The organism is Pseudomonas sp. rhizo25 (assembly GCF_031931935.1).
In the GTDB taxonomy this organism is placed as follows: domain Bacteria; phylum Pseudomonadota; class Gammaproteobacteria; order Pseudomonadales; family Pseudomonadaceae; genus Aquipseudomonas; species Aquipseudomonas synxantha.
This window is the reverse complement of record NZ_JAUJXA010000005.1, coordinates 352,311-375,435: the sequence shown is the minus strand read 5'-3', so window position 1 is coordinate 375,435 and position 23,125 is coordinate 352,311. Positions and strand designations below refer to the sequence as shown.

General features: G+C 60.1%; 20 protein-coding genes. 18 read left to right on the top strand and 2 right to left on the bottom strand.

Annotated features, from left to right (window positions below):
• Nucleotides 1-6: 6 nt before the first annotated feature.
• Nucleotides 7-375 carry an ATP-dependent Clp protease adapter ClpS gene (clpS, locus tag QZR30_RS14075; RefSeq protein WP_005789091.1) on the bottom strand — a complete coding sequence of 123 codons (369 nt, stop codon included), beginning with the start codon at nt 373-375 and terminating at the stop codon, nt 7-9.
• Nucleotides 376-593: 218 nt separating this feature from the next.
• Here clpS and cspD point away from each other — a divergent pair, with 218 nt between their 5' ends.
• On the top strand, nt 594-878 hold the full coding sequence (gene cspD, locus QZR30_RS14070) for a cold shock domain-containing protein CspD (RefSeq protein ID WP_311903577.1): 285 nt from the start codon (nt 594-596) through the stop codon (nt 876-878).
• Nucleotides 879-940: 62 nt separating this feature from the next.
• On the opposite strand, the gene icd is transcribed toward cspD, so the two are convergent.
• Nucleotides 941-2,197, bottom strand: coding sequence for an NADP-dependent isocitrate dehydrogenase (icd, locus tag QZR30_RS14065; RefSeq protein WP_005789095.1), 1,257 nt, complete (start codon nt 2,195-2,197; stop codon nt 941-943).
• A 492-nt stretch (nt 2,198-2,689) separates the two neighbouring features.
• On the opposite strand from icd, the gene QZR30_RS14060 reads away from it, so the two are divergent.
• From QZR30_RS14060 to nuoI, 17 genes are all read left to right on the top strand, one after another.
• A complete protein-coding gene (locus tag QZR30_RS14060; RefSeq protein ID WP_056846555.1) occupies nt 2,690-4,915 on the top strand; it encodes an NADP-dependent isocitrate dehydrogenase in 2,226 nt (741 codons plus the stop codon).
• A 219-nt stretch (nt 4,916-5,134) separates the two neighbouring features.
• Nucleotides 5,135-5,581: an NUDIX hydrolase gene (locus QZR30_RS14055; protein WP_059397939.1), complete on the top strand. Its 447-nt coding sequence runs from the start codon at nt 5,135-5,137 to the stop codon at nt 5,579-5,581.
• A 59-nt stretch (nt 5,582-5,640) separates the two neighbouring features.
• Complete coding sequence (gene mnmA, locus QZR30_RS14050; RefSeq protein WP_046068636.1) at nt 5,641-6,765, top strand: tRNA 2-thiouridine(34) synthase MnmA; 1,125 nt, start codon at nt 5,641-5,643, stop codon at nt 6,763-6,765.
• Nucleotides 6,762-7,385 carry a high frequency lysogenization protein HflD gene (gene hflD, locus QZR30_RS14045; protein WP_046068637.1) on the top strand — a complete coding sequence of 208 codons (624 nt, stop codon included), beginning with the start codon at nt 6,762-6,764 and terminating at the stop codon, nt 7,383-7,385. The genes mnmA and hflD overlap by 4 nt, the downstream gene beginning before the upstream one ends.
• A 125-nt stretch (nt 7,386-7,510) precedes the next feature.
• Complete coding sequence (gene purB, locus QZR30_RS14040; protein WP_034120246.1) at nt 7,511-8,881, top strand: adenylosuccinate lyase; 1,371 nt, start codon at nt 7,511-7,513, stop codon at nt 8,879-8,881.
• 84 nt (nt 8,882-8,965) lie between these two features.
• On the top strand, nt 8,966-10,132 hold the full coding sequence (locus tag QZR30_RS14035) for a ribosomal protein uL16 3-hydroxylase (RefSeq protein WP_046068638.1): 1,167 nt from the start codon (nt 8,966-8,968) through the stop codon (nt 10,130-10,132).
• The gene (locus QZR30_RS14030; protein ID WP_046068639.1) at nt 10,125-10,547 is read left to right on the top strand and encodes a GNAT family N-acetyltransferase; all 423 of its coding nucleotides are present in this window, start codon (nt 10,125-10,127) and stop codon (nt 10,545-10,547) included. The genes QZR30_RS14035 and QZR30_RS14030 overlap by 8 nt, the downstream gene beginning before the upstream one ends.
• A 157-nt stretch (nt 10,548-10,704) precedes the next feature.
• Nucleotides 10,705-11,442: a secretin N-terminal domain-containing protein gene (locus QZR30_RS14025; protein WP_059397936.1), complete on the top strand. Its 738-nt coding sequence runs from the start codon at nt 10,705-10,707 to the stop codon at nt 11,440-11,442.
• Between the two features lie 494 nt (nt 11,443-11,936).
• Nucleotides 11,937-13,262 carry an isocitrate lyase gene (gene aceA / locus QZR30_RS14020; protein WP_043046591.1) on the top strand — a complete coding sequence of 442 codons (1,326 nt, stop codon included), beginning with the start codon at nt 11,937-11,939 and terminating at the stop codon, nt 13,260-13,262.
• A gap of 637 nt (nt 13,263-13,899) precedes the next feature.
• Nucleotides 13,900-14,313, top strand: a complete 414-nt coding sequence (locus tag QZR30_RS14015) for an NADH-quinone oxidoreductase subunit A (protein ID WP_003219575.1) — start codon at nt 13,900-13,902, stop codon at nt 14,311-14,313.
• Nucleotides 14,314-14,323: 10 nt separating this feature from the next.
• Nucleotides 14,324-14,998: a NuoB/complex I 20 kDa subunit family protein gene (locus QZR30_RS14010; protein WP_003174719.1), complete on the top strand. Its 675-nt coding sequence runs from the start codon at nt 14,324-14,326 to the stop codon at nt 14,996-14,998.
• A gap of 72 nt (nt 14,999-15,070) precedes the next feature.
• A complete protein-coding gene (gene nuoC / locus QZR30_RS14005) occupies nt 15,071-16,855 on the top strand; it encodes an NADH-quinone oxidoreductase subunit C/D (protein ID WP_046068641.1) in 1,785 nt (594 codons plus the stop codon).
• A gap of 2 nt (nt 16,856-16,857) precedes the next feature.
• Nucleotides 16,858-17,355: an NADH-quinone oxidoreductase subunit NuoE gene (gene nuoE / locus QZR30_RS14000; protein ID WP_003232080.1), complete on the top strand. Its 498-nt coding sequence runs from the start codon at nt 16,858-16,860 to the stop codon at nt 17,353-17,355.
• Nucleotides 17,352-18,707 (top strand): NADH-quinone oxidoreductase subunit NuoF, encoded by a 1,356-nt coding sequence (nuoF, locus tag QZR30_RS13995; RefSeq protein WP_311903444.1) that lies wholly within the window; start codon nt 17,352-17,354, stop codon nt 18,705-18,707. Before nuoE ends, nuoF begins: the two co-directional genes overlap by 4 nt.
• A 135-nt stretch (nt 18,708-18,842) precedes the next feature.
• Nucleotides 18,843-21,557: an NADH-quinone oxidoreductase subunit NuoG gene (nuoG, locus tag QZR30_RS13990; RefSeq protein WP_046068642.1), complete on the top strand. Its 2,715-nt coding sequence runs from the start codon at nt 18,843-18,845 to the stop codon at nt 21,555-21,557.
• On the top strand, nt 21,554-22,561 hold the full coding sequence (gene nuoH, locus QZR30_RS13985) for an NADH-quinone oxidoreductase subunit NuoH (RefSeq protein ID WP_043046584.1): 1,008 nt from the start codon (nt 21,554-21,556) through the stop codon (nt 22,559-22,561). Before nuoG ends, nuoH begins: the two co-directional genes overlap by 4 nt.
• 11 nt (nt 22,562-22,572) lie before the next feature.
• On the top strand, nt 22,573-23,121 hold the full coding sequence (gene nuoI, locus QZR30_RS13980; protein WP_003174725.1) for an NADH-quinone oxidoreductase subunit NuoI: 549 nt from the start codon (nt 22,573-22,575) through the stop codon (nt 23,119-23,121).
• Nucleotides 23,122-23,125: the final 4 nt, after the last annotated feature.

The following is a 23,125-nucleotide window of genomic DNA, read 5'->3' as shown; positions in this document are numbered from 1 at the left end:
TCGGCGTTAACCGTCCTTCTCGATTTCACAGAGTAGCGGATGCTGGCTTTCCCTGGCGTACTGGTTGACCTGCATGGCCTTTGTCTCGGCGATGTCGCGGGTAAACACTCCACATACTGCCCGTCCTTCTGTGTGAACGGCCAGCATTACCTTGGTCGCCAACTCGCGGTTCAGGTTAAAAAACACCTCGAGCACTTCGACGACGAAATCCATCGGTGTGTAGTCATCATTGAACAAAACCACCTTGTACATCGGCGGCGCCTGTAGAGCAGGCTTGGCCTCCTGGACAGCAATGCCTGCAGAACCGTCGTCATCATGTTCCTGATCCGGGCGATCCTGATTGAATGTTAGTCGAATCTGGCTGTTTGCATGCATGGAAAGAAAGGTTCGTCAGTGGTTCGATTACAGTGGTGGGGGCGACCTGTCAGAATTTCAACTCTGACCGGCTGGTCGCCTTGACTATCGGCGAATCGGTGTTACAACCAATAGAGCCCACAGTGGGTAAAAAAGGTCCGCGCAGTCAACCTTATTTATTCGGGTTAGGACGGATAGACAGGATGATACTCCAGTGATGGAGTCTGGTGCAGAGGGATATGGGAATGGCTAGGGGTAAGGTCAAGTGGTTCAACAATGCCAAGGGTTACGGCTTCATTGTCGAGGACGGCAAGGATGAAGACCTTTTTGCGCATTTCTCCGTGATCGATATGGATGGGTACAAAACGCTGAAGGCGGGTCAACCGGTGTCCTTTGATCTCAAACAGGGCCCAAAGGGCTTGAATGCGGTGAATATCAAGTTAGTCACCCCACCGTCTGCCGCAGAAAAAGTTGCAGCGCCCGATCAAAATTCAAAAAAAGAAACAGGCCTGATCAGCCACTGAACAAAGCACTGAAAGCAAACCGGCCGCCCGATTCATCAGGGCGGCCGGTTTTCTCTGCCTGTTTACATATGCTTGATCAGCGCATCACCGAAGCCCGACGACGACACCAGCGTAGCGCCATCCATCAGGCGCTCGAAGTCATAGGTCACGGTCTTGGCCGAAATAGCGCCGTTGGTGCCCTTGATAATCAAGTCAGCCGCTTCGACCCACCCCATATGGCGCAGCATCATTTCTGCCGACAGGATCAATGAGCCCGGGTTGACCTGGTCTTTGCCCGCATATTTAGGCGCGGTACCGTGGGTCGCTTCGAACATCGCCACGGTGTCGGACAAGTTGGCCCCCGGCGCGATGCCGATACCGCCCACTTCCGCCGCCAAAGCGTCAGACAAATAGTCGCCGTTCAGGTTAAGCGTCGCGATAACGTCATATTCAGCCGGGCGCAACAGTATCTGCTGAAGCATGGCGTCGGCGATGGCATCCTTGACGACTACGTTCTTGCCGGTCTTGGGGTTCTTGAACTGCATCCACGGGCCGCCGTCCAGCAGGGTCGCACCGAACTCTTCGGCCGCCACTTCGTAGGCCCATTCCTTGAAGGCACCTTCGGTGAACTTCATGATGTTGCCTTTGTGCACGATGGTCAGCGAATCGCGGTCGTTATCCACGACATATTGCAGGGCCTTGCGCGCCAGGCGCTTGGTGCCTTCTTTCGACACCGGCTTGACGCCGATCCCGCAGTCCTGGTCGAAACGGATCTTGGTAACGCCCATTTCCTCCTTGAGAAACTTGATTACCTTGATCGCCTCAGGCGAACCAGCTTTCCACTCGATGCCGGCGTAAATATCTTCGGAGTTCTCGCGAAAGATGGTCATGTCCACGTCGCCAGGTTTCTTGACCGGGCTGGGCACGCCTTCGAACCAGCGCACCGGGCGCAGGCACACATACAGGTCGAGCTGCTGGCGCAGCGCCACGTTCAGCGAGCGGATACCACCACCGACCGGTGTGGTCAGCGGCCCCTTGATGGACACCACGTAATCCTTGACCGCATCCAGGGTTTCCTGGGGCAGCCAGGTATCCTGGTCGTAGACCTGTGTAGCCTTTTCGCCGGCGTAAACCTCCATCCACGAGATCTTGCGCTTGCCGCCGTAAGCCTTTTCAACAGCTGCGTCGACCACCTTGATCATCACCGGGCTGATGTCGACACCGATACCGTCACCTTCGATGTAGGGAATGATCGGTTGGTCAGGAACATTGAGAGAATGGTCTGCATTGACGGTGATTTTGTCGCCGACTGCCGGAACCTGAATCTTCTTGTATCCCATGCTGAACTCCATCTATGGATTGAACATCTGGCTGCGTTCGAGCCTACTCCAGATAAATGGCGACTGAAACCTCGCGCCATGCTCATTTGCATCGAAAACAGCATAAATTGTCGCCTACAAGCCTGAAATCAAAGGGAAAAGTGCCAATCCTGAGCACAACGTGCGACTTTAGGAGTAAACCGGCACCTGCGACCTTTAGACCAATGGACGACCCGCCTTTTGTATGAAGGCTCGGCGTAAGCATAGCGACCTATGTATAATGCCGCCGCTGACCAAAGAGTCATGACAGCGGACCGCTCTAGAACATGGCCCTCCGCTGCAAAGCAGGACTAATACAATAGTCCACCCGCTTGACGCTCGACTGATGCAACCCAACATCACCGCGAAGAAACCTCGACCTTTCGCTCATGGATGACTTGAACGAACGCGCTCCACCCGGCGCATCTCGAGTTTCTGCGCACGCTTTCAGCAAAGAAGAGAGTTAATCCGAATATGCCCACCCGCTCGAAGATCATCTACACCTTCACCGACGAAGCCCCAGCCCTCGCCACCTATTCACTGCTGCCTATCGTAGAGGCCTTCACCGCTTCCGCTGATATTGCCGTGGAAACCCGCGACATTTCCCTCGCAGGGCGCATCCTCGCAAGCTTCCCCGAGCAACTGGGCGACAAGGCTATCCCGGACCACCTCGCCGAACTGGGCGACCTGGCCGTTACACCTGAAGCCAACATCATCAAGCTGCCAAACATCAGCGCCTCGACCCCGCAGCTGCAAGCCGCGATCAAGGAACTGCAGGCCCAGGGCTATGCCCTGCCGGACTACCCTGAAACCGTAACCACCGACGCGGAAAAAGAAACCCGTGCACGTTACGACAAGGTCAAGGGCAGCGCCGTGAACCCGGTCCTGCGCGAAGGCAACTCCGACCGCCGTGCACCGCTGTCGGTCAAGAACTACGCACGCAAGCACCCGCACAAGATGGGCGCCTGGGCTGCCGACTCCAAGTCGCACATTGCCCACATGAGCAATGGCGACTTCTACGGCAGCGAAAAAGCCGTACAGATCGAAGCCGCTGATGCTGTCAAAATTGCGCTGATTGCCCAGGACGGCACCACCACCGTGCTGAAGGAAAAGACCAGCGTCCAGGCCGGCGAAATCATCGATACCGCCGTGCTGAGCAAGAAAGCCCTGCGCAGCTTCATCGCCGCTGAAATCGAAGACGCCAAGCAACAAGGCGTTCTGCTGTCGGTTCACTTGAAAGCCACCATGATGAAGGTCTCCGACCCGATCATGTTCGGCCAGATCGTTGCCGAGTTCTACAAAGACGCCCTGAGCAAGCACGCTGCGGTGCTGGAGCAGATCGGCTTCAACCTGAACAACGGCATCGGCGACCTGTACGCCCGCATCAAGGCGCTGCCGGCTGACCAGCAAGCGCAGATCGAAGCTGACATCCAGGCGGTGTACGCCGCTCGCCCTGCCCTGGCGATGGTCAACTCCGACAAAGGCATCACCAACCTGCACGTGCCAAGCGACGTCATCGTCGACGCCTCGATGCCTGCCATGATCCGTGACTCCGGCAAAATGTGGGGCACCGACGGCCAACTGCACGACACCAAGGCTGTAATCCCGGATCGCTGCTACGCCACCATCTACCAGGCGGTCATCGAAGACTGCAAGGCCAATGGTGCCTTCGACCCGACCACCATGGGCAGCGTGCCAAACGTAGGCCTGATGGCCAAGAAAGCCGAAGAGTACGGCTCCCACGACAAGACCTTCCAGATCAAGGCTGACGGCGTTGTTCGCGTCACCGACAGCCAGGGCAACCTGCTGATGGAACAGAAAGTCGAGGCCGGCGACATCTTCCGCATGTGCCAGACCAAAGACGCGCCGATCCAGGACTGGGTCAAGCTCGCCGTAAACCGTGCCCGCGCCAGCAGCACCCCGGCCATCTTCTGGCTGGACCCTCAGCGTGCCCACGATGGCGTCGTAGTCGAGAAAGTCCAGGCGTACCTGAAAGACCACAACACCGAAGGCCTGGACATCCGCATCATGGCCCCGGTGGACGCGATGAAGTTCACCCTGGAGCGCACCCGCAAGGGCCTGGACACCATCTCGGTGACCGGCAACGTACTGCGCGACTACCTGACCGACCTGTTCCCGATCATGGAGCTGGGCACCAGCGCCAAGATGCTGTCGATCGTGCCGCTGATGAACGGCGGCGGCCTGTTCGAAACCGGCGCTGGCGGTTCGGCACCGAAACACGTGCAGCAACTGCTGGAAGAAAACTTCCTGCGCTGGGATTCCCTGGGCGAGTTCCTGGCCCTGGCCGCGTCCCTTGAGCACCTGGGTGTCACGTACAACAACCCGAAAGCCCTGGTACTGTCCAAGACCCTGGACCAGGCCACCGGCCAGTTCCTCGACAACAACAAGTCGCCATCGCGCAAAGTCGGCAACATCGACAACCGCGGCAGCCACTTCTACCTGGCGCTGTACTGGGCCCAGGCCCTGGCGGCACAGTCCGAAGACACTGCACTGCAAGCGCAGTTCGGCGAATTGGCCCAGACCCTGGCCGCGAACGAAGCAACCATCGTTGCCGAGCTCAACGCAGTACAGGGCAAGCCAGTGGACATCGGCGGCTACTACGCGCCGAACCCGGAGTTGACCAGCAAGGCCATGCGTCCAAGCAACACCTTGAATGCGGCGATTGCCAAGTTGAAGTAAGGTTGTAAAGCTGCAAAGAAGCCCCGGCCGAGTGCCGGGGTTTCTGTTTCTACCGTTCAACTGTAGAAACCGGATAAAAATGTGGGAGGGAGCTTGCTCCCGATGGCAGTGGGTCAGCCCCAGATGTATTTACTGACCCTCCCTCATCGGGAGCAAGCCCCCTCCCACACTGACTGTAATCCTGCTGTAAGACGCACTGCGTCCTGAATCGAGGCAACCATGACCTGGCTCCCCCACATCACCGTCGCCACCATCGTTGAAGACAACGGCCGCTTCCTGATGGTCGAAGAACTCAAGGGCGGCCGCGCCGTGCTCAATCAGCCCGCCGGCCACCTGGACCCGAACGAAACCCTGACCGAAGCCGCCGTGCGCGAGACCCTCGAGGAAACCGGCTGGGATGTCGAAGCCACCGGCATCGTCGGCATCTACCTCTACACTGCCCCCAGCAACGGCGTGACCTATCAACGGGTTTGCTTCATCGCCAAGGCCCTGAAACACCACCCGGACTATCAACTCGACGAAGGCATCCTGCGCGCCCGCTGGCTGACCCGTGACGAGCTGATGGCCATGCGCGATGACTGGCGCAGCGAGCTGATCATCCGCTGCATCGATGATTATCTGGCCGGCTACAGGCACAGCCTCGAATTGATCCGCCCTTCTCTTTAGCCTTGCGGGCGTGAGCCTGTTAGAATCGCGTCCTTTTTCAAGACACCCGTTGAAACCCTATGCGTGATCCAGCCCCTTCTGACACACAAAAGAAGCGCGTCATCGTCGGCATGTCCGGCGGCGTGGATTCTTCCGTTTCCGCCGTTCTGCTCATGGAGCAGGGTTATGAGGTGGAAGGCCTGTTCATGAAGAACTGGGAAGAAGACGATGGAACGGAATATTGCACCGCCATGGACGACCTGGCGGACGCCCAGGCGGTGTGCGACAAGATCGGCATCAAGCTGCACACCGCCAACTTCGCCGCCGAGTACTGGGACAACGTGTTCGAGCACTTCCTGGCTGAATACAAGGCCGGGCGCACACCGAACCCGGACATCCTGTGTAACCGCGAGATCAAGTTCAAGGCGTTCCTCGACTACGCCATGATGCTTGGCGCCGACCTGATTGCCACTGGTCACTACGTGCGCCGTCGCGATATCGATGGGCGCACCGAACTGCTCAAGGGCCTGGACCCGAACAAGGACCAGAGCTACTTCCTGCACGCCGTCGGCGGCGAACAGATCGCCAAGACCCTGTTCCCGGTGGGCGAGCTGGAAAAGCCCGAAGTACGCAAGATTGCCGAGAAACACGGCCTGGCCACAGCCAAGAAGAAAGACTCCACCGGGATCTGCTTTATCGGCGAGCGCCGCTTCAGCGACTTCCTCAAGCAGTACCTGCCGGCACAGCCGGGTGAAATCAAGACCACCGAAGGTGAAGTGATCGGCCGCCACCACGGCCTGATGTACCACACCATCGGCCAGCGCCAGGGCCTGGGCATCGGGGGCCTGAAAGACGCCGGCGAAGAGCCGTGGTATGTGCTGGTCAAGGACCTGGAAAACAATGTGCTGATCGTCGGCCAGGGCAACGAGCACCCACTGCTATTCTCCGGCGCCCTGCTCGCTTCCGAGATCTATTGGGTCAACCCGATCGACTTGAGCACGCCGCGTCGCCTGACCGCCAAGGTACGCTATCGCCAGAGCGACCAGCCCTGCACACTGGAAAAAACCGCCACGGGCTACCGCGCCACCTTCGATGACCCGCAACGCGCGGTCACCCCAGGCCAATCCGTGGTGTTCTATGACGGCGAAATCTGCCTGGGCGGCGGCGTGATAGAAGTTGCGCAAGCCTGGAGCAGCCCGGCATGAGCCCGACCCAGGAGCAATTGACGGCCCTTGGCGGTGTATTTCTTGCCGCCGTACTGGTGGACAAGATCGCCAAGACCGGCCAGGTCACCGAAGCCGGCCTGACCTGCATGCTCGGCAGCCTGTTGATCCGCGACCCCAAGGACACCCTGGAGGTCTACGGCGGTGACGACCTGGCCCTGCGCGAAGGTTATCGTGCACTGATCGGCGCCTTGGAGCGCGACCCCAGCACCTTGCAGCGCGAGCCATTGCGCTATGCCTTGTCGATGCTCGGCCTTGAGCGCCAACTGGCCAAGCGTGACGACATGCTGGAAACCATCGGCAAGCGCCTGCCGCAGATCCAGTCCCAGGTGGAACACTTCGGCCCGGCCCACGAAAACGTGATCGCTGCCTGTGGCGCGCTATACCAGGACACCCTGAGCACCTTGCGCCAACGTATTCAAGTGCACGGCGACATGCGCAACCTGCAACAACCCAACAATGCCTCGAAAATCCGTGCGCTGCTCCTGGCCGGTATTCGCTCGGCGCGGTTGTGGCGGCAGTTGGGCGGTCATCGTTGGCAGCTGGTGATCAGCCGACGCAAATTGCTCAAGGAGCTTTACCCGTTGATGCGCAACGAATAAGTCGCAGCGACAGGCCCTTTTCAAGCCGTTACGCGTAATACGCCGGTCAGTTGGCAACGGACCGGCGGATTTTTTCATGTATGATACGCGCCCCATTTCGTTGCCCGACTGTCCGAGAACACCCCATGCAGCTCTCTTCGCTCACTGCGGTTTCCCCTGTTGACGGCCGCTACGCCGGCAAAACCCAGGCCCTGCGCCCTATTTTCAGCGAATACGGCCTGATCCGTGCCCGCGTTCTGGTTGAAGTGCGCTGGCTCCAGCGCCTGGCCGCTCACCCCGCCATCAGCGAAGTGCCGGCGTTCTCTGCCGAAGCCAACGCTGTGCTCAACACCCTGGCGGAAAACTTCTCTCTGGAGCACGCCGAGCGTGTGAAAGAGATCGAGCGCACCACCAACCACGACGTCAAGGCCATCGAATACCTGCTCAAGGAGCAAGCGGCCAAACTGCCGGAACTGGCCCAGGTCAGCGAGTTCATCCACTTTGCCTGCACCAGCGAAGACATCAATAACCTGTCCCACGCCCTGATGCTGCGCGAAGGCCGCGATGACGTCATGCTGCCCCTGATGCGCCAGACTGCCGAAGCCATCCGTGAGCTGGCGATCCGTTTCGCCGCCGTGCCGATGCTGTCGCGCACCCATGGCCAGCCAGCGTCGCCGACCACCCTGGGCAAGGAACTGGCTAACGTGGTGTACCGCCTGGAGCGCCAGATCGCCCAGGTCGCCGCCGTGCCATTGCTGGGCAAGATCAACGGCGCCGTGGGCAACTACAACGCTCACCTATCGGCCTACCCTGAGATCGACTGGGAAGCCAACGCCCGCGCCTTCATCGAAGACGAGCTGGGCCTGGGCTTCAACCCGTACACCACGCAGATCGAACCCCACGACTACATCGCCGAGCTGTTCGACGCCATTGCGCGCTTTAACACCATCCTGATCGACTTCGATCGCGATATCTGGGGCTACATTTCCCTGGGCTATTTCAAGCAGCGCACCATTGCCGGTGAAATCGGATCGTCGACCATGCCGCACAAGGTCAACCCGATCGACTTCGAAAACTCCGAAGGCAACCTCGGCATCGCCAACGCCCTGTTCCAGCACCTGGCCAGCAAGTTGCCGATCTCCCGCTGGCAGCGCGACCTGACCGACTCCACCGTATTGCGCAACCTCGGCGTGGGCTTCGCTCATAGCGTGATCGCCTACGAAGCCAGCCTCAAGGGCATCAGCAAGCTTGAACTCAACGAGCAGAAGATCGCCGCTGACCTGGACGCCTGCTGGGAAGTTTTGGCCGAGCCGATCCAGACCGTGATGCGCCGCTACAACATCGAAAACCCCTACGAGAAACTCAAAGAGTTGACACGCGGCAAGGGCATCAGCCCCGAAGCGCTGCAAACTTTCATTGACGGCCTGGACATGCCAGCCGCGGCCAAGGCTGAGCTGAAACTGCTCACCCCGGCCAATTACATCGGCAACGCTGTAGAGCAAGCCAAGCGCATCTGATTCAAGCAAGCCCCCTTGAGACGCCCGGCCGCGCCGGGCGTTTTTATTCCAGTCTGAAAAGTGCTTTTTTTCAATAGGTTACACATGAATCCTGATATTCCTCTTCAACTTCTGGGCGGCATCACGGCACGGGAATTCCTGCGCGACTACTGGCAGAAGAAACCCCTGCTGATCCGTCAGGCCATCCCTGACTTCGAAAGCCCGATCGACGCCGACGAACTGGCAGGCCTGGCTCTGGAAGAAGAAGTCGAATCGCGCCTGGTGATCGAACACGGCGAGCGCCCGTGGGAACTGCGTCGCGGCCCATTCGCCGAAGATGCCTTCAGCGCCCTGCCAGAGCGTGAGTGGACCCTGCTGGTGCAGGCGGTCGACCAGTTCGTGCCGGAAGTCGCCGAACTGCTGGAGCACTTCCGTTTCCTGCCAAGCTGGCGCATCGACGATGTGATGATCAGCTTCGCCGCGCCCGGCGGCAGCGTCGGCCCGCACTTCGACAACTATGACGTGTTCCTGCTGCAAGCCCAAGGCAAGCGCAACTGGAAGATCGGCCAGATGTGCAGCTCCGAAAGCCCGCTGCTGCAACACGCCGACCTGCGCATCCTCGCCGAATTCGAAGAAAGCGCCGAATGGGTGCTGGAACCAGGCGACATGCTCTACCTGCCACCGCGCCTGGCGCACTTCGGCATCGCCGAAGACGATTGTATGACCTACTCGGTGGGTTTCCGTGCCCCGAGCGCCGCCGAAGTGCTGACCCACTTCACCGACTTCCTCAGCCAGTACCTGACCGACGAAGAGCGCTACACCGACGCCGATGCCCAACCGGTCAGCGACCCGCACCAGATCCAGGGCGACGCCCTCGATCGACTCAAGAGCCTTTTGGCCGAGCACATGAGCGACGAGCGCATGCTGCTGACCTGGTTCGGCCAGTTCATGACCGAACCGCGCTACCCCGAACTGGTAGCCGGCGAAGAGCTGGGCGAAGAAGACTTCATCAGCAGCCTGCAAGACGGCGCGATCCTGGTGCGCAACCCAAGCGCGCGCCTGGCCTGGTCCGAAGTGGACGACGACGTGCTGCTGTTCGCCAGCGGCCAGAGCCGTTACCTGCCGGGCAAACTGCGTGAACTGTTGAAGCTGGTGTGCTCGGCCGACGCACTGCACAGCGAAAACCTCAGCGTATGGCTGGCCGACGAAGACGGCCGCGACCTGCTGTGCGAACTGGTCAAGCAAGGCAGCCTGGGGTTCGCGGATGAATAAGATTCACGTAAGTGTCGCGGACTGGCGAAAGGATATCGACGAGATTCGGCGCATTCGTGAAGCGGTATTTATCGCCGAACAATCGGTTCCAGCCGAGCTCGAGTGGGATGCGGACGACGCTGGCGCCATGCATTTCCTCGCATTCGAAGGCGACTTTCCGATTGGTACCGCACGCCTGCTGCCCAGCGGCGAGATTGGTCGCGTGTCGGTGCTCAAGGACTGGCGCGGGCTGAAGGTAGGCGACAAGCTGATGGAAGCGGTGATTGGGGTGGCTGAACAGCGCGGCCAGACCCGGCAGTTCCTCAGTGCGCAGGTGTATGCGGCGCCGTTTTATGAACGACTGGGTTTCAAGATCGTCAGTGATGAGTTTCTTGAAGTCGGGATTCCGCATGTGGATATGGTGCGCGAGGGCTGACTCACGACCGCGTCGCCTATATCGGGAGCAAGCCCTATCAGCAACACCACAAAATGCCCTGCTTGCCAGGGCATTTTGCCGTCTACGATTCAACTTGCGCCCCGCCAGGCCGACAAACTGGCACTATCAAGCAAAATGACTCGCAGAGATAACGGACATGTCGCTACGCACCTTGCTCACCGCCCTACTCCTGACCGCCAGTGTTTCGGCCATGGCTGCCACCGAGGTCGTCAACCTGAGCAACCGCACCAGCGCCGACCTGCTGCCCGTGGCGCAGAACTTCATCGGCAAGGACGGCACCGTCAGCGCCTACGGCAACCAGCTTATCGTTAACGCCGACCCTGCGAAGATAGAGGGCTTGCGTACCCTGCTCTCCCAACTGGACACGCCGGCCAAGCGCCTGCTGATCACCGTCGACACCAACGAAACCAACCAGCAGAACAGCGGCGACAGCCAGACCCGCATCATCAGCTATGGCACCGTCAGCCGCGATGGCGGCATCCAGCAGATCCAGGCCAGCGAAGGCGTGCCTGCGCTGATTCAGGTCGGCCAGAGCGTACCGCTGACCACCACGCACCAGGATGGCTATGGCCGCCTGCAGAACCAGACCCAGTATCGCAACGTCACCCAGGGCTTTTACGTCACCGCCAGCGTCACCGGCGAGACCGTACACCTGGCTATCAGTACCAACCGTGACCGCATGAGCCAGGAACGTCCCGATGTAGTGAATGTGCAGAGTACCGACACAACCGTCAGCGGGCGCCTGGGCGAATGGATCACCCTAGCAGGGATAAATCGCGAGACCCAGGCCGATAAATCCTCTACAACCCGCAGCTACTCTACTCAAGGCCGCGATGACCTGACTTTGCGGGTCAAGGTCGATACCCTGAACTGAAGCACCGAAAACTGACTGACGAGTCGTATAAGACTAAAGATGTAGTGCCTGAAAAAAAGCACTACAAAACATTTGACGATCCAAAAAAGCATGGGCATGATGGCCTCGCTCCCGCTAATCAGGGGCCCTGGTAAGGGCCTTCGGATCGCCGCTCCAAGCTACCCACCCGAGCCGATTCGTGTCTGTACCGCCCATAAGGCGTGTTTGACGAGGTTGCGACTGGAACGAAGTTGTCCCGAGGGACGGAAGCTAACCAGGTAACCCGGCTACGCACTGATGGATCGTACAAAGGCCCACGACGCCCGAAGACCGTTCGCAGTTCGCCTTTACCTGCTCAACTCCGCCTTGAGCCACTCGTTCATCCCGTCGCCTTCCCCGCCAAGCCCGGCTTGACCACCTGAGCTTCTGGTCAGCGAGCAGCCATCACCACGCATTCAATCCGTGGCTGGCAAATGGAATTTTCCACCTAGACCTATGCGACGAGGTTTTTCCCCATGGCACTGACACGCGAACAGCAAATTGCAGCCCTTGAAAAAGACTGGGCTGAAAACCCACGCTGGAAAGGCGTGACCCGCGCTTATTCCGCTGCTGACGTCGTCCGCCTGCGTGGCTCGGTCCAACCTGAGCACACCTTTGCAAAACTCGGCGCCGAGAAGCTGTGGAACCTGGTCACCCAAGGTGCCAAGCCGTCCTTCCGTCCCGACAAAGATTTCGTCAACTGCATGGGCGCCCTCACTGGCGGCCAGGCAGTACAACAGGTAAAAGCCGGTATCCAGGCGATCTACCTGTCCGGCTGGCAAGTGGCAGCGGACAACAACTCCGCTGAATCCATGTACCCCGACCAATCGCTGTACCCGGTGGACTCCGTACCGACCGTGGTCAAGCGCATCAACAACTCGTTCCGTCGTGCCGACCAGATCCAGTGGAAAGCCGGCAAGAACCCAGGCGATGAAGGCTACATCGACTACTTTGCCCCCATCGTGGCTGACGCCGAAGCCGGCTTCGGCGGCGTACTGAACGCTTACGAACTGATGAAGAGCATGATCGAGGCTGGCGCTGCCGGCGTGCACTTCGAAGACCAGCTTGCGTCAGTGAAGAAATGCGGCCACATGGGCGGCAAGGTACTGGTACCGACCCAGGAAGCCGTACAGAAGCTGACCGCTGCGCGTTTGGCCGCTGACGTTGCCGGTACACCGACCATCATCCTGGCCCGTACCGATGCCAACGCCGCTGACCTGCTGACTTCGGACTGCGACCCATACGACCAGCCGTTCGTGACTGGCGAGCGTACTCAGGAAGGCTTCTATAAAGTCCGCGCCGGCCTCGACCAGGCCATTGCCCGCGGCCTGGCCTACGCGCCGTACGCCGACCTGATCTGGTGCGAGACCGCCAAGCCGGACCTGGACGAAGCTCGTCGCTTCGCCGAAGCGATCAAGAAGGAATACCCGGACCAACTGCTGTCCTACAACTGCTCGCCTTCTTTCAACTGGAAGAAGAACCTGGACGACGCGACCATCGCCAAGTTCCAGCGTGAACTGTCGGCAATGGGCTACAAGCACCAGTTCATTACCCTGGCCGGCATTCACAACATGTGGCACAGCATGTTCAACCTGGCGCACGACTACGCCCGTAACGACATGACTGCCTACGTGAAGCTGCAAGAGCAGGAGTTCGCGGACGCCGCCAAAGGCTACACCTTCGTGGCGCACCAGCAGGAAGTGGGCACCGGTTACTTCGACGACATGACCACCGTGATCCAGGGCGGCACTTCGTCGGTTACCGCGCTGACCGGTTCGACCGAAGAAGATCAGTTCCACTGATCAACTGAGTACCCGGCCACCGCGGCCCCACGGAAGACCTAACCGCAGTGCCGCACAACAATCACGCCCCGACTGGTTCGGGGCGTTTTTTTGCCTGCACAAAACCTACCGATGCACTGCGGACCAAATGTGGGAGGGGGCTTGCTCCCGATAGCGGTGGATCAGCAACAGCTGGGTTGGCTGATACTCAGCTATCGGGAGCAAGCCCCCTCCCACAAGTAATTTTGCGCAAAACATTGATCCAGAGCGGTACTCGCGCACATCAAATCGGTTAAAAGAACCGTCGCGGCAACTAAGCGGCACTCAACCAAGTAACGGCAACTTCCCCCGCCACATGAGAAACAATCGCTTAAACCCCACGCAAACAATATTCATTATCATTTAGCGCTTAAAAAATTCGTTACAGCTTAAACAAAACATAATTGATGAAAAGCTCGCTAATGCCCACACCACAAGGGCTACAGCCCCAAGAAGGTGCACTATGTGCTTATTCCACCGAATAATTTCACCCCAGGAATTTTACTTGCCCGGTGTTTAGCCATAAAATCACCGCGATTGATTGCAGTGCGACATATCGTCACTGCATCGTTACTTTTTCGAGCTCAGAGACCTTTGCTCTCTGTTAAGGATTTCCAGCATGACCGAAGCGACAGGACTCATGGCCCACAACTGGGGCTTTGCCATTTTCCTCCTCGGTGTTGTCGGCCTTTGCGCCTTCATGCTCGGCGTCTCCAGCCTCCTTGGGTCAAAAGCCTGGGGCCGCAGCAAAAACGAACCGTTCGAGTCCGGCATGCTACCTACAGGTGGCGCCCGCTTGCGGCTCTCAGCCAAATTCTATCTGGTCGCGATGCTGTTCGTGATCTTCGATATCGAAGCCCTCTTTCTCTTTGCCTGGTCTGTGTCCGTCCGCGAAAGCGGCTGGACCGGATTCGTCGAAGCTCTCGTTTTCATAGCAATTCTGTTGGCAGGTCTTGTCTACCTGTTCCGAGTGGGCGCCCTTGACTGGGCTCCGGAAGCTCGTCGCAAGCGGCAGGCGAAGCTGAAACAATGAGGCTTTGGCAATGCAATACAATCTCACCAGGATCGACCCGGATGCTCCTAACGAGCAGTACCCCATCGGCGAACGGGAAACCGTTTCCGACCCGTTAGAAGACCAAGTCCACAAGAACATCTACATGGGCAAGCTGGAAGACGTGCTGAGTGGCGCGGTCAACTGGGGGCGTAAAAACTCCCTGTGGCCGTACAACTTCGGCCTTTCGTGCTGCTACGTGGAAATGACCACCGCCTTCACGGCGCCCCACGACATCGCGCGTTTTGGCGCCGAAGTGATCCGGGCATCACCGCGCCAGGCGGATTTCATGGTTATCGCCGGTACCTGCTTTATCAAGATGGCGCCGATCATCCAGCGTCTCTATGAGCAAATGCTCGAGCCGAAATGGGTAATCTCCATGGGTTCGTGCGCCAACTCCGGTGGCATGTACGACATCTACTCCGTCGTTCAAGGGGTGGACAAGTTCCTACCCGTGGACGTCTACGTGCCTGGCTGCCCGCCCCGCCCCGAAGCATTCCTTCAAGGCTTGATGCTGTTGCAGGAATCGATTGGCAAGGAGCGTCGCCCGCTGTCCTGGGTCGTCGGCGATCAAGGCGTGTACCGCGCCGAGATGCCGTCCCAAAAAGAACAGCGCCGCGAACAGCGAATCGCAGTCACTAACCTGCGCAGCCCCGACGAAGTCTGATCCAGACCCGCTTCTTTTATAGAACGAAAACCTGGCTTCATTCTTTACGTTGACCGAAAGCGATAAAAAACCATGACTACAGGCAGTGCTCTGTACATCCCGCCTTATAAGGCAGACGACCAGGACGTGGTTGTCGAACTCAATAACCGTTTTGGCCCTGACGCCTTCACCGCCCAGGCCACACGCACCGGCATGCCGGTGCTGTGGGTGGCACGTGCCAGGCTTGTCGAAGTCCTGACCTTCCTGCGCAACCTGCCCAAGCCGTACGTCATGCTCTATGACCTGCATGGCGTGGACGAGCGTCTGCGCACCAAGCGCCAGGGGCTGCCGAGCGGCGCCGATTTCACCGTGTTCTACCACTTGATGTCGCTGGAACGTAACAGTGACGTGATGATCAAGGTCGCCCTGAGCGAAAACGATCTCAGCGTTCCGACCGTGACCGGTATCTGGCCCAACGCCAGCTGGTACGAGCGCGAAGTCTGGGACATGTTCGGCATCGACTTCCCCGGCCACCCGCACCTGACGCGCATCATGATGCCGCCGACCTGGGAAGGTCACCCGCTGCGCAAGGACTACCCTGCCCGCGCAACCGAATTCGACCCGTTCAGCCTGACCCTGGCCAAGCAGCAGCTTGAAGAAGAGGCTGCGCGCTTCCGTCCGGAAGACTGGGGCATGAAGCGTTCCGGCACCAACGAGGACTACATGTTCCTCAACCTGGGCCCGAACCACCCTTCGGCCCACGGTGCGTTCCGTATCATCCTGCAACTGGACGGCGAAGAAATCGTCGACTGCGTGCCGGACATCGGCTACCACCACCGTGGCGCCGAGAAGATGGCCGAGCGTCAGTCCTGGCACAGCTTCATCCCCTACACCGACCGTATCGACTACCTCGGCGGCGTGATGAACAACCTGCCGTACGTGCTCTCGGTGGAGAAGCTGGCCGGTATCAAGGTGCCGGACCGCGTCGATACCATCCGCATCATGATGGCCGAGTTCTTCCGCATTACCAGCCACCTGCTGTTCCTGGGTACCTATATCCAGGACGTCGGCGCCATGACCCCGGTGTTCTTCACCTTCACCGACCGTCAACGCGCCTATAAGGTTATCGAAGCCATCACCGGTTTCCGCCTGCACCCGGCCTGGTACCGCATCGGCGGCGTGGCCCACGACCTGCCCAACGGCTGGGAGCGCCTGGTCAAGGAATTCATCGACTGGATGCCCAAGCGTCTGGACGAGTACCAGAAAGCCGCGCTGGACAACAGCATCCTCAAGGGCCGCACCATCGGCGTTGCGCAGTACAACACCAAGGAAGCCCTGGAATGGGGCGTCACTGGTGCCGGCCTGCGTTCCACCGGTTGCGACTTCGACCTGCGTAAAGCCCGCCCGTACTCCGGCTACGAGAACTTCGAGTTCGAAGTACCGCTGGCGGCCAATGGTGATGCCTACGACCGTTGCATCGTGCGTGTCGAAGAAATGCGCCAGAGCCTGAAGATCATCGAGCAGTGCATGCGCAACATGCCGGCAGGTCCGTACAAGGCGGATCACCCGCTGACCACGCCGCCGCCCAAAGAGCGCACGCTGCAACACATCGAAACCCTGATCACGCACTTCCTGCAGGTTTCGTGGGGCCCGGTCATGCCGGCCAACGAATCCTTCCAGATGATCGAAGCGACCAAGGGTATCAACAGTTATTACCTGACGAGCGATGGCGGCACCATGAGCTACCGCACCCGGATTCGTACCCCAAGTTTTGCCCACTTGCAGCAGATCCCTTCGGTGATCAAAGGCGAGATGGTCGCGGACTTGATTGCGTACCTGGGTAGTATCGATTTCGTTATGGCCGACGTGGACCGCTAAGCATGAACAGCACGCTTATCCAGACAGACCGTTTCACCTTGAGTGAAACCGAGCGCTCGGCCATCGAGCACGAGTTGCATCACTATGAAGACCCGCGCGCGGCGTCGATCGAAGCCTTGAAGATCGTCCAGAAGGAACGTGGCTGGGTGCCCGACGGCGCTCTCTACGCCATTGGCGAGATCCTCGGCATCCCGGCCAGCGATGTTGAAGGGGTGGCGACGTTCTACAGCCAGATCTTCCGTCAGCCAGTCGGCCGTCACATCATTCGCGTGTGCGACAGCATGGTCTGCTACATCGGCGGCCATGAGTCCGTGGTCAGCGAAATCCAGGCCAAGCTCGGCATCGGCCTCGGCCAGACCACCGCCGACGGCCGCTTCACGCTGCTGCCGGTGTGCTGCCTGGGCAACTGCGACAAGGCGCCGGCGTTGATGATCGACGACGACACATTCGGTGACGTACAGCCTGCTGGCGTGACCCAATTGCTCGAGGGCTACCCATGACCCTGACCTCTTTCGGCCCGGCCAACCTGATCAAGCGTTCGGCCGAGACCCACCCGCTGACCTGGCGCCTGCGTGACGATGGCGAGCCGGTATGGCTCGACGAATACCAGGCCAAGAACGGTTACGCCGCTGCGCGCAAAGCCTTCGCCGACATGGCCCAGGAAGATATCGTCCAGACCGTGAAAGACGCGGGCCTCAAGGGCCGCGGCGGTGCTGGCTTCCCCACGGGCGTGAAATGGGGGCTGATGCCCAAAGACGAATCCATCAATATCCGCTACCTGCTGTGCAACGCGGATGAGATGGAGCCCAACACCTGGAAAGACCGCATGCTGATGGAGCAACTGCCCCATCTGCTGATCGAAGGCATGCTGATCAGCGCCCGTGCGCTCAAGACCTACCGTGGCTACATCTTCCTGCGTGGCGAGTACACCACCGCCGCCAAGCACCTCAACCGTGCAGTGGCAGAAGCCAAGGCTGCGGGCCTGCTGGGCAAGAACATCCTCGGTTCCGGCTTCGACTTCGAACTGTTCGTGCACACCGGCGCCGGGCGTTATATCTGTGGTGAAGAAACCGCACTGATCAACTCCCTCGAAGGTCGCCGCGCCAATCCGCGCTCCAAGCCGCCCTTCCCTGCCGCCGTCGGCGTGTGGGGCAAGCCGACCTGCGTGAACAACGTCGAGACCCTGTGCAACGTGCCGGCGATCATCGCCGACGGCGTGGACTGGTACAAATCCCTGGCCCGTGAAGGCAGCGAAGACATGGGCACCAAGCTCATGGGTTTCTCCGGCAAGGTCAAGAACCCTGGCCTGTGGGAGCTGCCGTTCGGCGTGACCGCCCGCGAGCTGTTCGAGGACTACGCCGGCGGCATGCGCGACGGCTACACCTTGAAAGCCTGGCAGCCAGGCGGTGCCGGTACCGGTTTCCTGTTGCCCGAACACCTGGACGCCCAGATGTATGCCGGCGGCATCGGCAAGGTCGGCACCCGCATGGGCACCGGCCTGGCGATGGCGGTGGACAACACGGTGAACATGGTGTCGCTGCTGCGCAACATGGAGCAGTTCTTTGCCCGTGAATCGTGCGGCTTCTGCACCCCATGCCGTGACGGCCTGCCGTGGAGCGTCAAGCTGCTGATGGCCCTGGAAAATGGCGAAGGTCGCGAGGGTGATATCGAAACCCTGCTGGGCCTGGTCGGCTTCCTCGGCCCAGGCAAGACCTTCTGTGCTCACGCACCGGGCGCCGTAGAGCCATTGGGCAGCGCAATCAAATACTTCCGCTCGGAGTTCGAAGCCGGTATCGCGCCCACCAGCGCCGCCGTCCCGCCTCTGGCGAAGCCGATCGTAGTCGGCGCGTAACGCTTAAACAGGCGAAGGGTCCGTGCCCTTCGCCTGCTCATGTGCTGACGCCGTAAAGGCTGTGTAGATGCACATGAATAACAAGATTCCATTAGCCACGCCCGCTGACAACGGGCCAACGAAGAACTTTGAACCATGGCCACTATCCACGTAGACGGCAAAGCGCTCGAAGTCGATGGGGCGGACAACCTGTTACAGGCGTGTCTGTCACTCGGCCTTGATATCCCGTATTTCTGCTGGCACCCCGCGCTCGGTAGCGTCGGTGCCTGTCGCCAGTGCGCGGTCAAGCAATACACCGACGAGAACGACACCCGTGGTCGTATCGTCATGTCCTGTATGACCCCAGCCACCGACAACACCTGGATCTCCATCGACGATGAAGAATCCAAGGCGTTCCGCGCCAGCGTTGTCGAATGGCTGATGACCAACCACCCCCACGACTGCCCGGTCTGTGAGGAAGGCGGTCACTGCCACCTGCAAGACATGACGGTGATGACCGGCCACAACGAGCGCCGTTATCGCTTCACCAAGCGTACCCACCAGAACCAGGACCTCGGCCCGTTCATTTCCCACGAGATGAACCGCTGCATCGCCTGCTACCGCTGCGTGCGCTTCTATAAAGACTACGCCGGCGGCACCGACCTTGGTGTATTCGGCGCCCACGACAACGTGTACTTCGGTCGCGTTGAAGACGGCGTGCTCGAGAGCGAATTCTCCGGCAACCTCACCGAGGTCTGCCCGACCGGCGTGTTCACCGACAAGACCCACTCCGAGCGCTACAACCGTAAGTGGGACATGCAGTTCGCACCGAGCATCTGCCATGGCTGCTCCAGCGGGTGCAACATCTCCCCGGGCGAGCGCTACGGTGAATTGCGTCGCATCGAAAACCGCTTCAACGGTTCGGTCAACCAGTACTTCCTGTGCGACCGTGGCCGTTTCGGCTATGGCTACGTCAACCGCGAAGACCGCCCACGCCAGCCACTGCTGGCCGATGGCGCCAAGCTGAGCCTGGACGCGGCGCTGGATAAAGCCGCCGACCTGCTGCGCGGGCGCAACATCGTCGGTATCGGTTCGCCGCGTGCCAGCCTCGAAAGCAACTTCGCCTTGCGCGAGCTGGTCGGCGCCGAGCACTTCTATTGCGGTATCGAAGCTGGTGAGCTGGAGCGTATCCGCCTGGTCCTGCAAGTGCTGAATGACAGCCCACTGCCAGTGCCGAACATGCGCGACATCGAAGACCACGATGCCATCTTTGTGCTCGGTGAAGACCTGACCCAGACCGCTGCCCGCATCGCCCTGTCGCTGCGCCAGTCGGTCAAGGGCAAGGCCGAAGAGATGGCCGATGCCATGCGCGTGCAACCGTGGCTCGACGCCGCGGTGAAAAACATCGGCCAGCACGCGCTGAACCCGCTGTTTATCGCCTCCCTGGCTGAAACCAAGCTCGACGACATCGCCGAAGAATGCGTCCATGCCGCACCGGACGACCTGGCCCGGATCGGTTTCGCCGTGGCCCACGCCCTCGACGCCAGCGCGCCTGCCGTCGATGGCCTGGACACCGAAGCGGTCGAACTGGCCCAGCGCATCGCCGACGCACTGCTGGCGGCCAAGCGCCCATTGATCATCGCCGGCACCTCCCTGGGTTCCAAGGCGCTGATCGAAGCGGCTGCCAACATCGCCAAAGCCCTGAAGCTGCGCGATAAGAACGGCTCCATCAGCCTGGTGGTGCCGGAAGCCAACAGCCTCGGCCTGGCCATGCTCGGTGGCGAGTCCCTGGACGCCGCCCTGCAAGCGGTGACCGACGGCAGCGCCGACGCCATCGTGGTGCTGGAAAACGACCTGTACACCCGCACCGACGCCGCCAAGGTTGACGCTGCACTCAACGCCGCCAAGGTGCTGATCGTCGCCGACCACCAGAAGACCGCTACCAGCGAGCGTGCCGACCTGGTGCTGCCAGCCGCCACCTTCGCCGAAGGCGACGGTACCCTGGTCAGCCAGGAAGGCCGCGCCCAGCGCTTCTTCCAGGTGTTCGATCCGAAGTACATGGATGCCAGCATCCTGGTGCACGAAGGCTGGCGCTGGCTGCATGCCCTGCGCGCCACCCTGCTGAACCAGCCGATTGACTGGACCCAGCTCGACCACGTCACCGCAGCCACCGCTGCGAGCGCGCCGCAGTTGGCCCGCATCGTCGACGCTGCACCGTCCGCCGCGTTCCGTATCAAGGGCTTGAAACTGGCCCGTGAACCGCTGCGCTACTCCGGGCGTACCGCCATGCGTGCTGATATCAGCGTGCACGAACCGCGTACCCCGCAAGACATCGACACCGCGTTCGCCTTCTCCATGGAAGGTTATTCGGGGTCGGCCGAGCCGCGTCAGCAGGTGCCGTTTGCCTGGTCGCCGGGCTGGAACTCGCCGCAGGCCTGGAACAAGTTCCAGGACGAAGTCGGTGGTCACATCCGTGCTGGCGACCCGGGTACTCGCCTGATCGAAAGCACCGGTGACTCGCTGAACTGGTTCGCTGCGGTACCGCGTCCGTTCAACCCGGCCCCGGGCACCTGGCAGGTCGTGCCGTTCTTCCACCTGTTCGGCAGCGAAGAGACCTCTTCCAAGGCCGCGCCGGTGCAGGAACGTATCCCTGCGGCCTACGTGTCGCTGGCCAAGTCCGAAGCCGACCGCCTGGGCGTCAACGACGGTGCCCTGCTCAGCCTTAACGTGGCCGGCCAGACCCTGCGCCTGCCGCTGCGTATCAACGAGGAGTTGGGCGCTGGCCTGGTTGCACTGCCTAAAGGCCTTGCCGGCATTCCGCCCGCTATCTTTGGCCAAACCGTTGACGGTCTGCAGGAGGCAGCGCAATGACCTGGTTCACGCCGGAAGTAATTGACGTGATCATTTCGGTGGTCAAGGCCATCGTGATCCTGTTGGCCGTGGTCGTGGCGGGCGCCCTGCTCAGCTTCGTCGAGCGTCGCCTGCTGGGCTGGTGGCAGGACCGCTACGGTCCGAACCGCGTTGGCCCGTTCGGCATGTTCCAGATCGCCGCCGACATGCTGAAAATGTTCTTCAAGGAAGACTGGACCCCGCCGTTCGCCGACAAGGTGATCTTCACCCTGGCACCGGTGGTGGCCATGAGCGCCTTGCTGGTCGCCTTCGCGATCATCCCGATCACCCCGACCTGGGGCGTGGCGGACCTGAACATCGGCCTGCTGTTCTTCTTCGCCATGGCCGGTCTGTCGGTGTATGCGGTGCTGTTCGCCGGTTGGGCCAGTAACAACAAGTTCGCCCTGCTGGGCAGCTTGCGTGCCTCGGCCCAGACCGTGTCCTACGAAGTGTTCATGGGCCTGGCGCTGATGGGCATCGTGGTGCAGGTTGGCTCGTTCAACATGCGCGATATCGTCGAGTACCAGGCACAGAACCTGTGGTTCATCATTCCGCAGTTCTTTGGCTTCTGTACCTTCTTCATCGCTGGCGTGGCCGTGACTCACCGTCACCCGTTCGACCAGCCGGAAGCGGAACAGGAACTGGCCGACGGTTACCACATTGAATATGCCGGTATGAAATGGGGCATGTTCTTCGTTGGCGAATACATCGGCATCATCTTGATCTCGGCCCTGCTGGTCACGCTGTTCTTTGGCGGCTGGCACGGTCCGTTCGGCATCTTGCCGCAGTTGGCCTTCTTCTGGTTCTTCTTGAAGACCGCGTTCTTCATCATGCTGTTCATCCTGCTGCGCGCCTCGATTCCGCGCCCGCGCTATGACCAGGTGATGGATTTCAGCTGGAGATTCTGCCTGCCGCTGACCCTGATCAATTTGCTGGTGACGGCTGCCGTCGTGTTGTTGAACACGCCAGCTGCCGCGGTTCAGTGAGGATTTGACCCATGTTCAAATATATTGGCGACATCGTTAAGGGTACCGGTACCCAGTTGCGAAGCCTGGTGATGGTGTTCGGTCACGGCTTTCGCAAACGCGACACCCTGCAATACCCCGAAGAAGCGGTGTACCTGCCGCCGCGCTATCGCGGCCGCATCGTACTGACCCGCGACCCCGACGGCGAAGAGCGTTGCGTAGCCTGCAACCTGTGCGCCGTGGCGTGCCCGGTGGGTTGCATCTCCCTGCAGAAAGCTGAAACCGAAGACGGTCGCTGGTACCCGGACTTCTTCCGTATCAACTTCTCGCGCTGCATTTTCTGCGGCCTCTGCGAGGAAGCTTGCCCGACCACCGCGATCCAGCTCACACCGGATTTCGAGATGGCCGAGTTCAAACGTCAGGACCTGGTGTACGAGAAAGAAGATCTTTTGATCTCTGGTCCCGGTAAAAACCCTGATTACAACTTCTATCGTGTTGCAGGTATGGCCGTTGCCGGTAAGCCGAAGGGCGCCGCACAAAACGAAGCCGAGCCGATCAACGTGAAGAGCTTGCTGCCTTAAGGAA

What these genes read in the sequence shown, in the direction of transcription:
- purB (WP_034120246.1), top strand. Translation starts at nt 7,511, where the DNA reads ATGCAGCTCTCTTCGCTCACTGCGGTTTCCCCTGTTGACGGCCGCTAC.
- QZR30_RS14025 (WP_059397936.1), top strand. Translation starts at nt 10,705, where the DNA reads ATGTCGCTACGCACCTTGCTCACCGCCCTACTCCTGACCGCCAGTGTT.
- QZR30_RS14015 (WP_003219575.1), top strand. Translation starts at nt 13,900, where the DNA reads ATGACCGAAGCGACAGGACTCATGGCCCACAACTGGGGCTTTGCCATT.
- nuoF (WP_311903444.1), top strand. Translation starts at nt 17,352, where the DNA reads ATGACCCTGACCTCTTTCGGCCCGGCCAACCTGATCAAGCGTTCGGCC.
- aceA (WP_043046591.1), top strand. Translation starts at nt 11,937, where the DNA reads ATGGCACTGACACGCGAACAGCAAATTGCAGCCCTTGAAAAAGACTGG.
- nuoG (WP_046068642.1), top strand. Translation starts at nt 18,843, where the DNA reads ATGGCCACTATCCACGTAGACGGCAAAGCGCTCGAAGTCGATGGGGCG.
- nuoE (WP_003232080.1), top strand. Translation starts at nt 16,858, where the DNA reads ATGAACAGCACGCTTATCCAGACAGACCGTTTCACCTTGAGTGAAACC.
- QZR30_RS14030 (WP_046068639.1), top strand. Translation starts at nt 10,125, where the DNA reads ATGAATAAGATTCACGTAAGTGTCGCGGACTGGCGAAAGGATATCGAC.
- hflD (WP_046068637.1), top strand. Translation starts at nt 6,762, where the DNA reads ATGAGCCCGACCCAGGAGCAATTGACGGCCCTTGGCGGTGTATTTCTT.
- cspD (WP_311903577.1), top strand. Translation starts at nt 594, where the DNA reads ATGGGAATGGCTAGGGGTAAGGTCAAGTGGTTCAACAATGCCAAGGGT.
- nuoC (WP_046068641.1), top strand. Translation starts at nt 15,071, where the DNA reads ATGACTACAGGCAGTGCTCTGTACATCCCGCCTTATAAGGCAGACGAC.
- QZR30_RS14060 (WP_056846555.1), top strand. Translation starts at nt 2,690, where the DNA reads ATGCCCACCCGCTCGAAGATCATCTACACCTTCACCGACGAAGCCCCA.
- icd (WP_005789095.1), bottom strand. Translation starts at nt 2,197, where the DNA reads ATGGGATACAAGAAGATTCAGGTTCCGGCAGTCGGCGACAAAATCACC.
- QZR30_RS14035 (WP_046068638.1), top strand. Translation starts at nt 8,966, where the DNA reads ATGAATCCTGATATTCCTCTTCAACTTCTGGGCGGCATCACGGCACGG.
- nuoI (WP_003174725.1), top strand. Translation starts at nt 22,573, where the DNA reads ATGTTCAAATATATTGGCGACATCGTTAAGGGTACCGGTACCCAGTTG.
- QZR30_RS14055 (WP_059397939.1), top strand. Translation starts at nt 5,135, where the DNA reads ATGACCTGGCTCCCCCACATCACCGTCGCCACCATCGTTGAAGACAAC.
- clpS (WP_005789091.1), bottom strand. Translation starts at nt 375, where the DNA reads ATGCATGCAAACAGCCAGATTCGACTAACATTCAATCAGGATCGCCCG.
- QZR30_RS14010 (WP_003174719.1), top strand. Translation starts at nt 14,324, where the DNA reads ATGCAATACAATCTCACCAGGATCGACCCGGATGCTCCTAACGAGCAG.
- mnmA (WP_046068636.1), top strand. Translation starts at nt 5,641, where the DNA reads ATGCGTGATCCAGCCCCTTCTGACACACAAAAGAAGCGCGTCATCGTC.
- nuoH (WP_043046584.1), top strand. Translation starts at nt 21,554, where the DNA reads ATGACCTGGTTCACGCCGGAAGTAATTGACGTGATCATTTCGGTGGTC.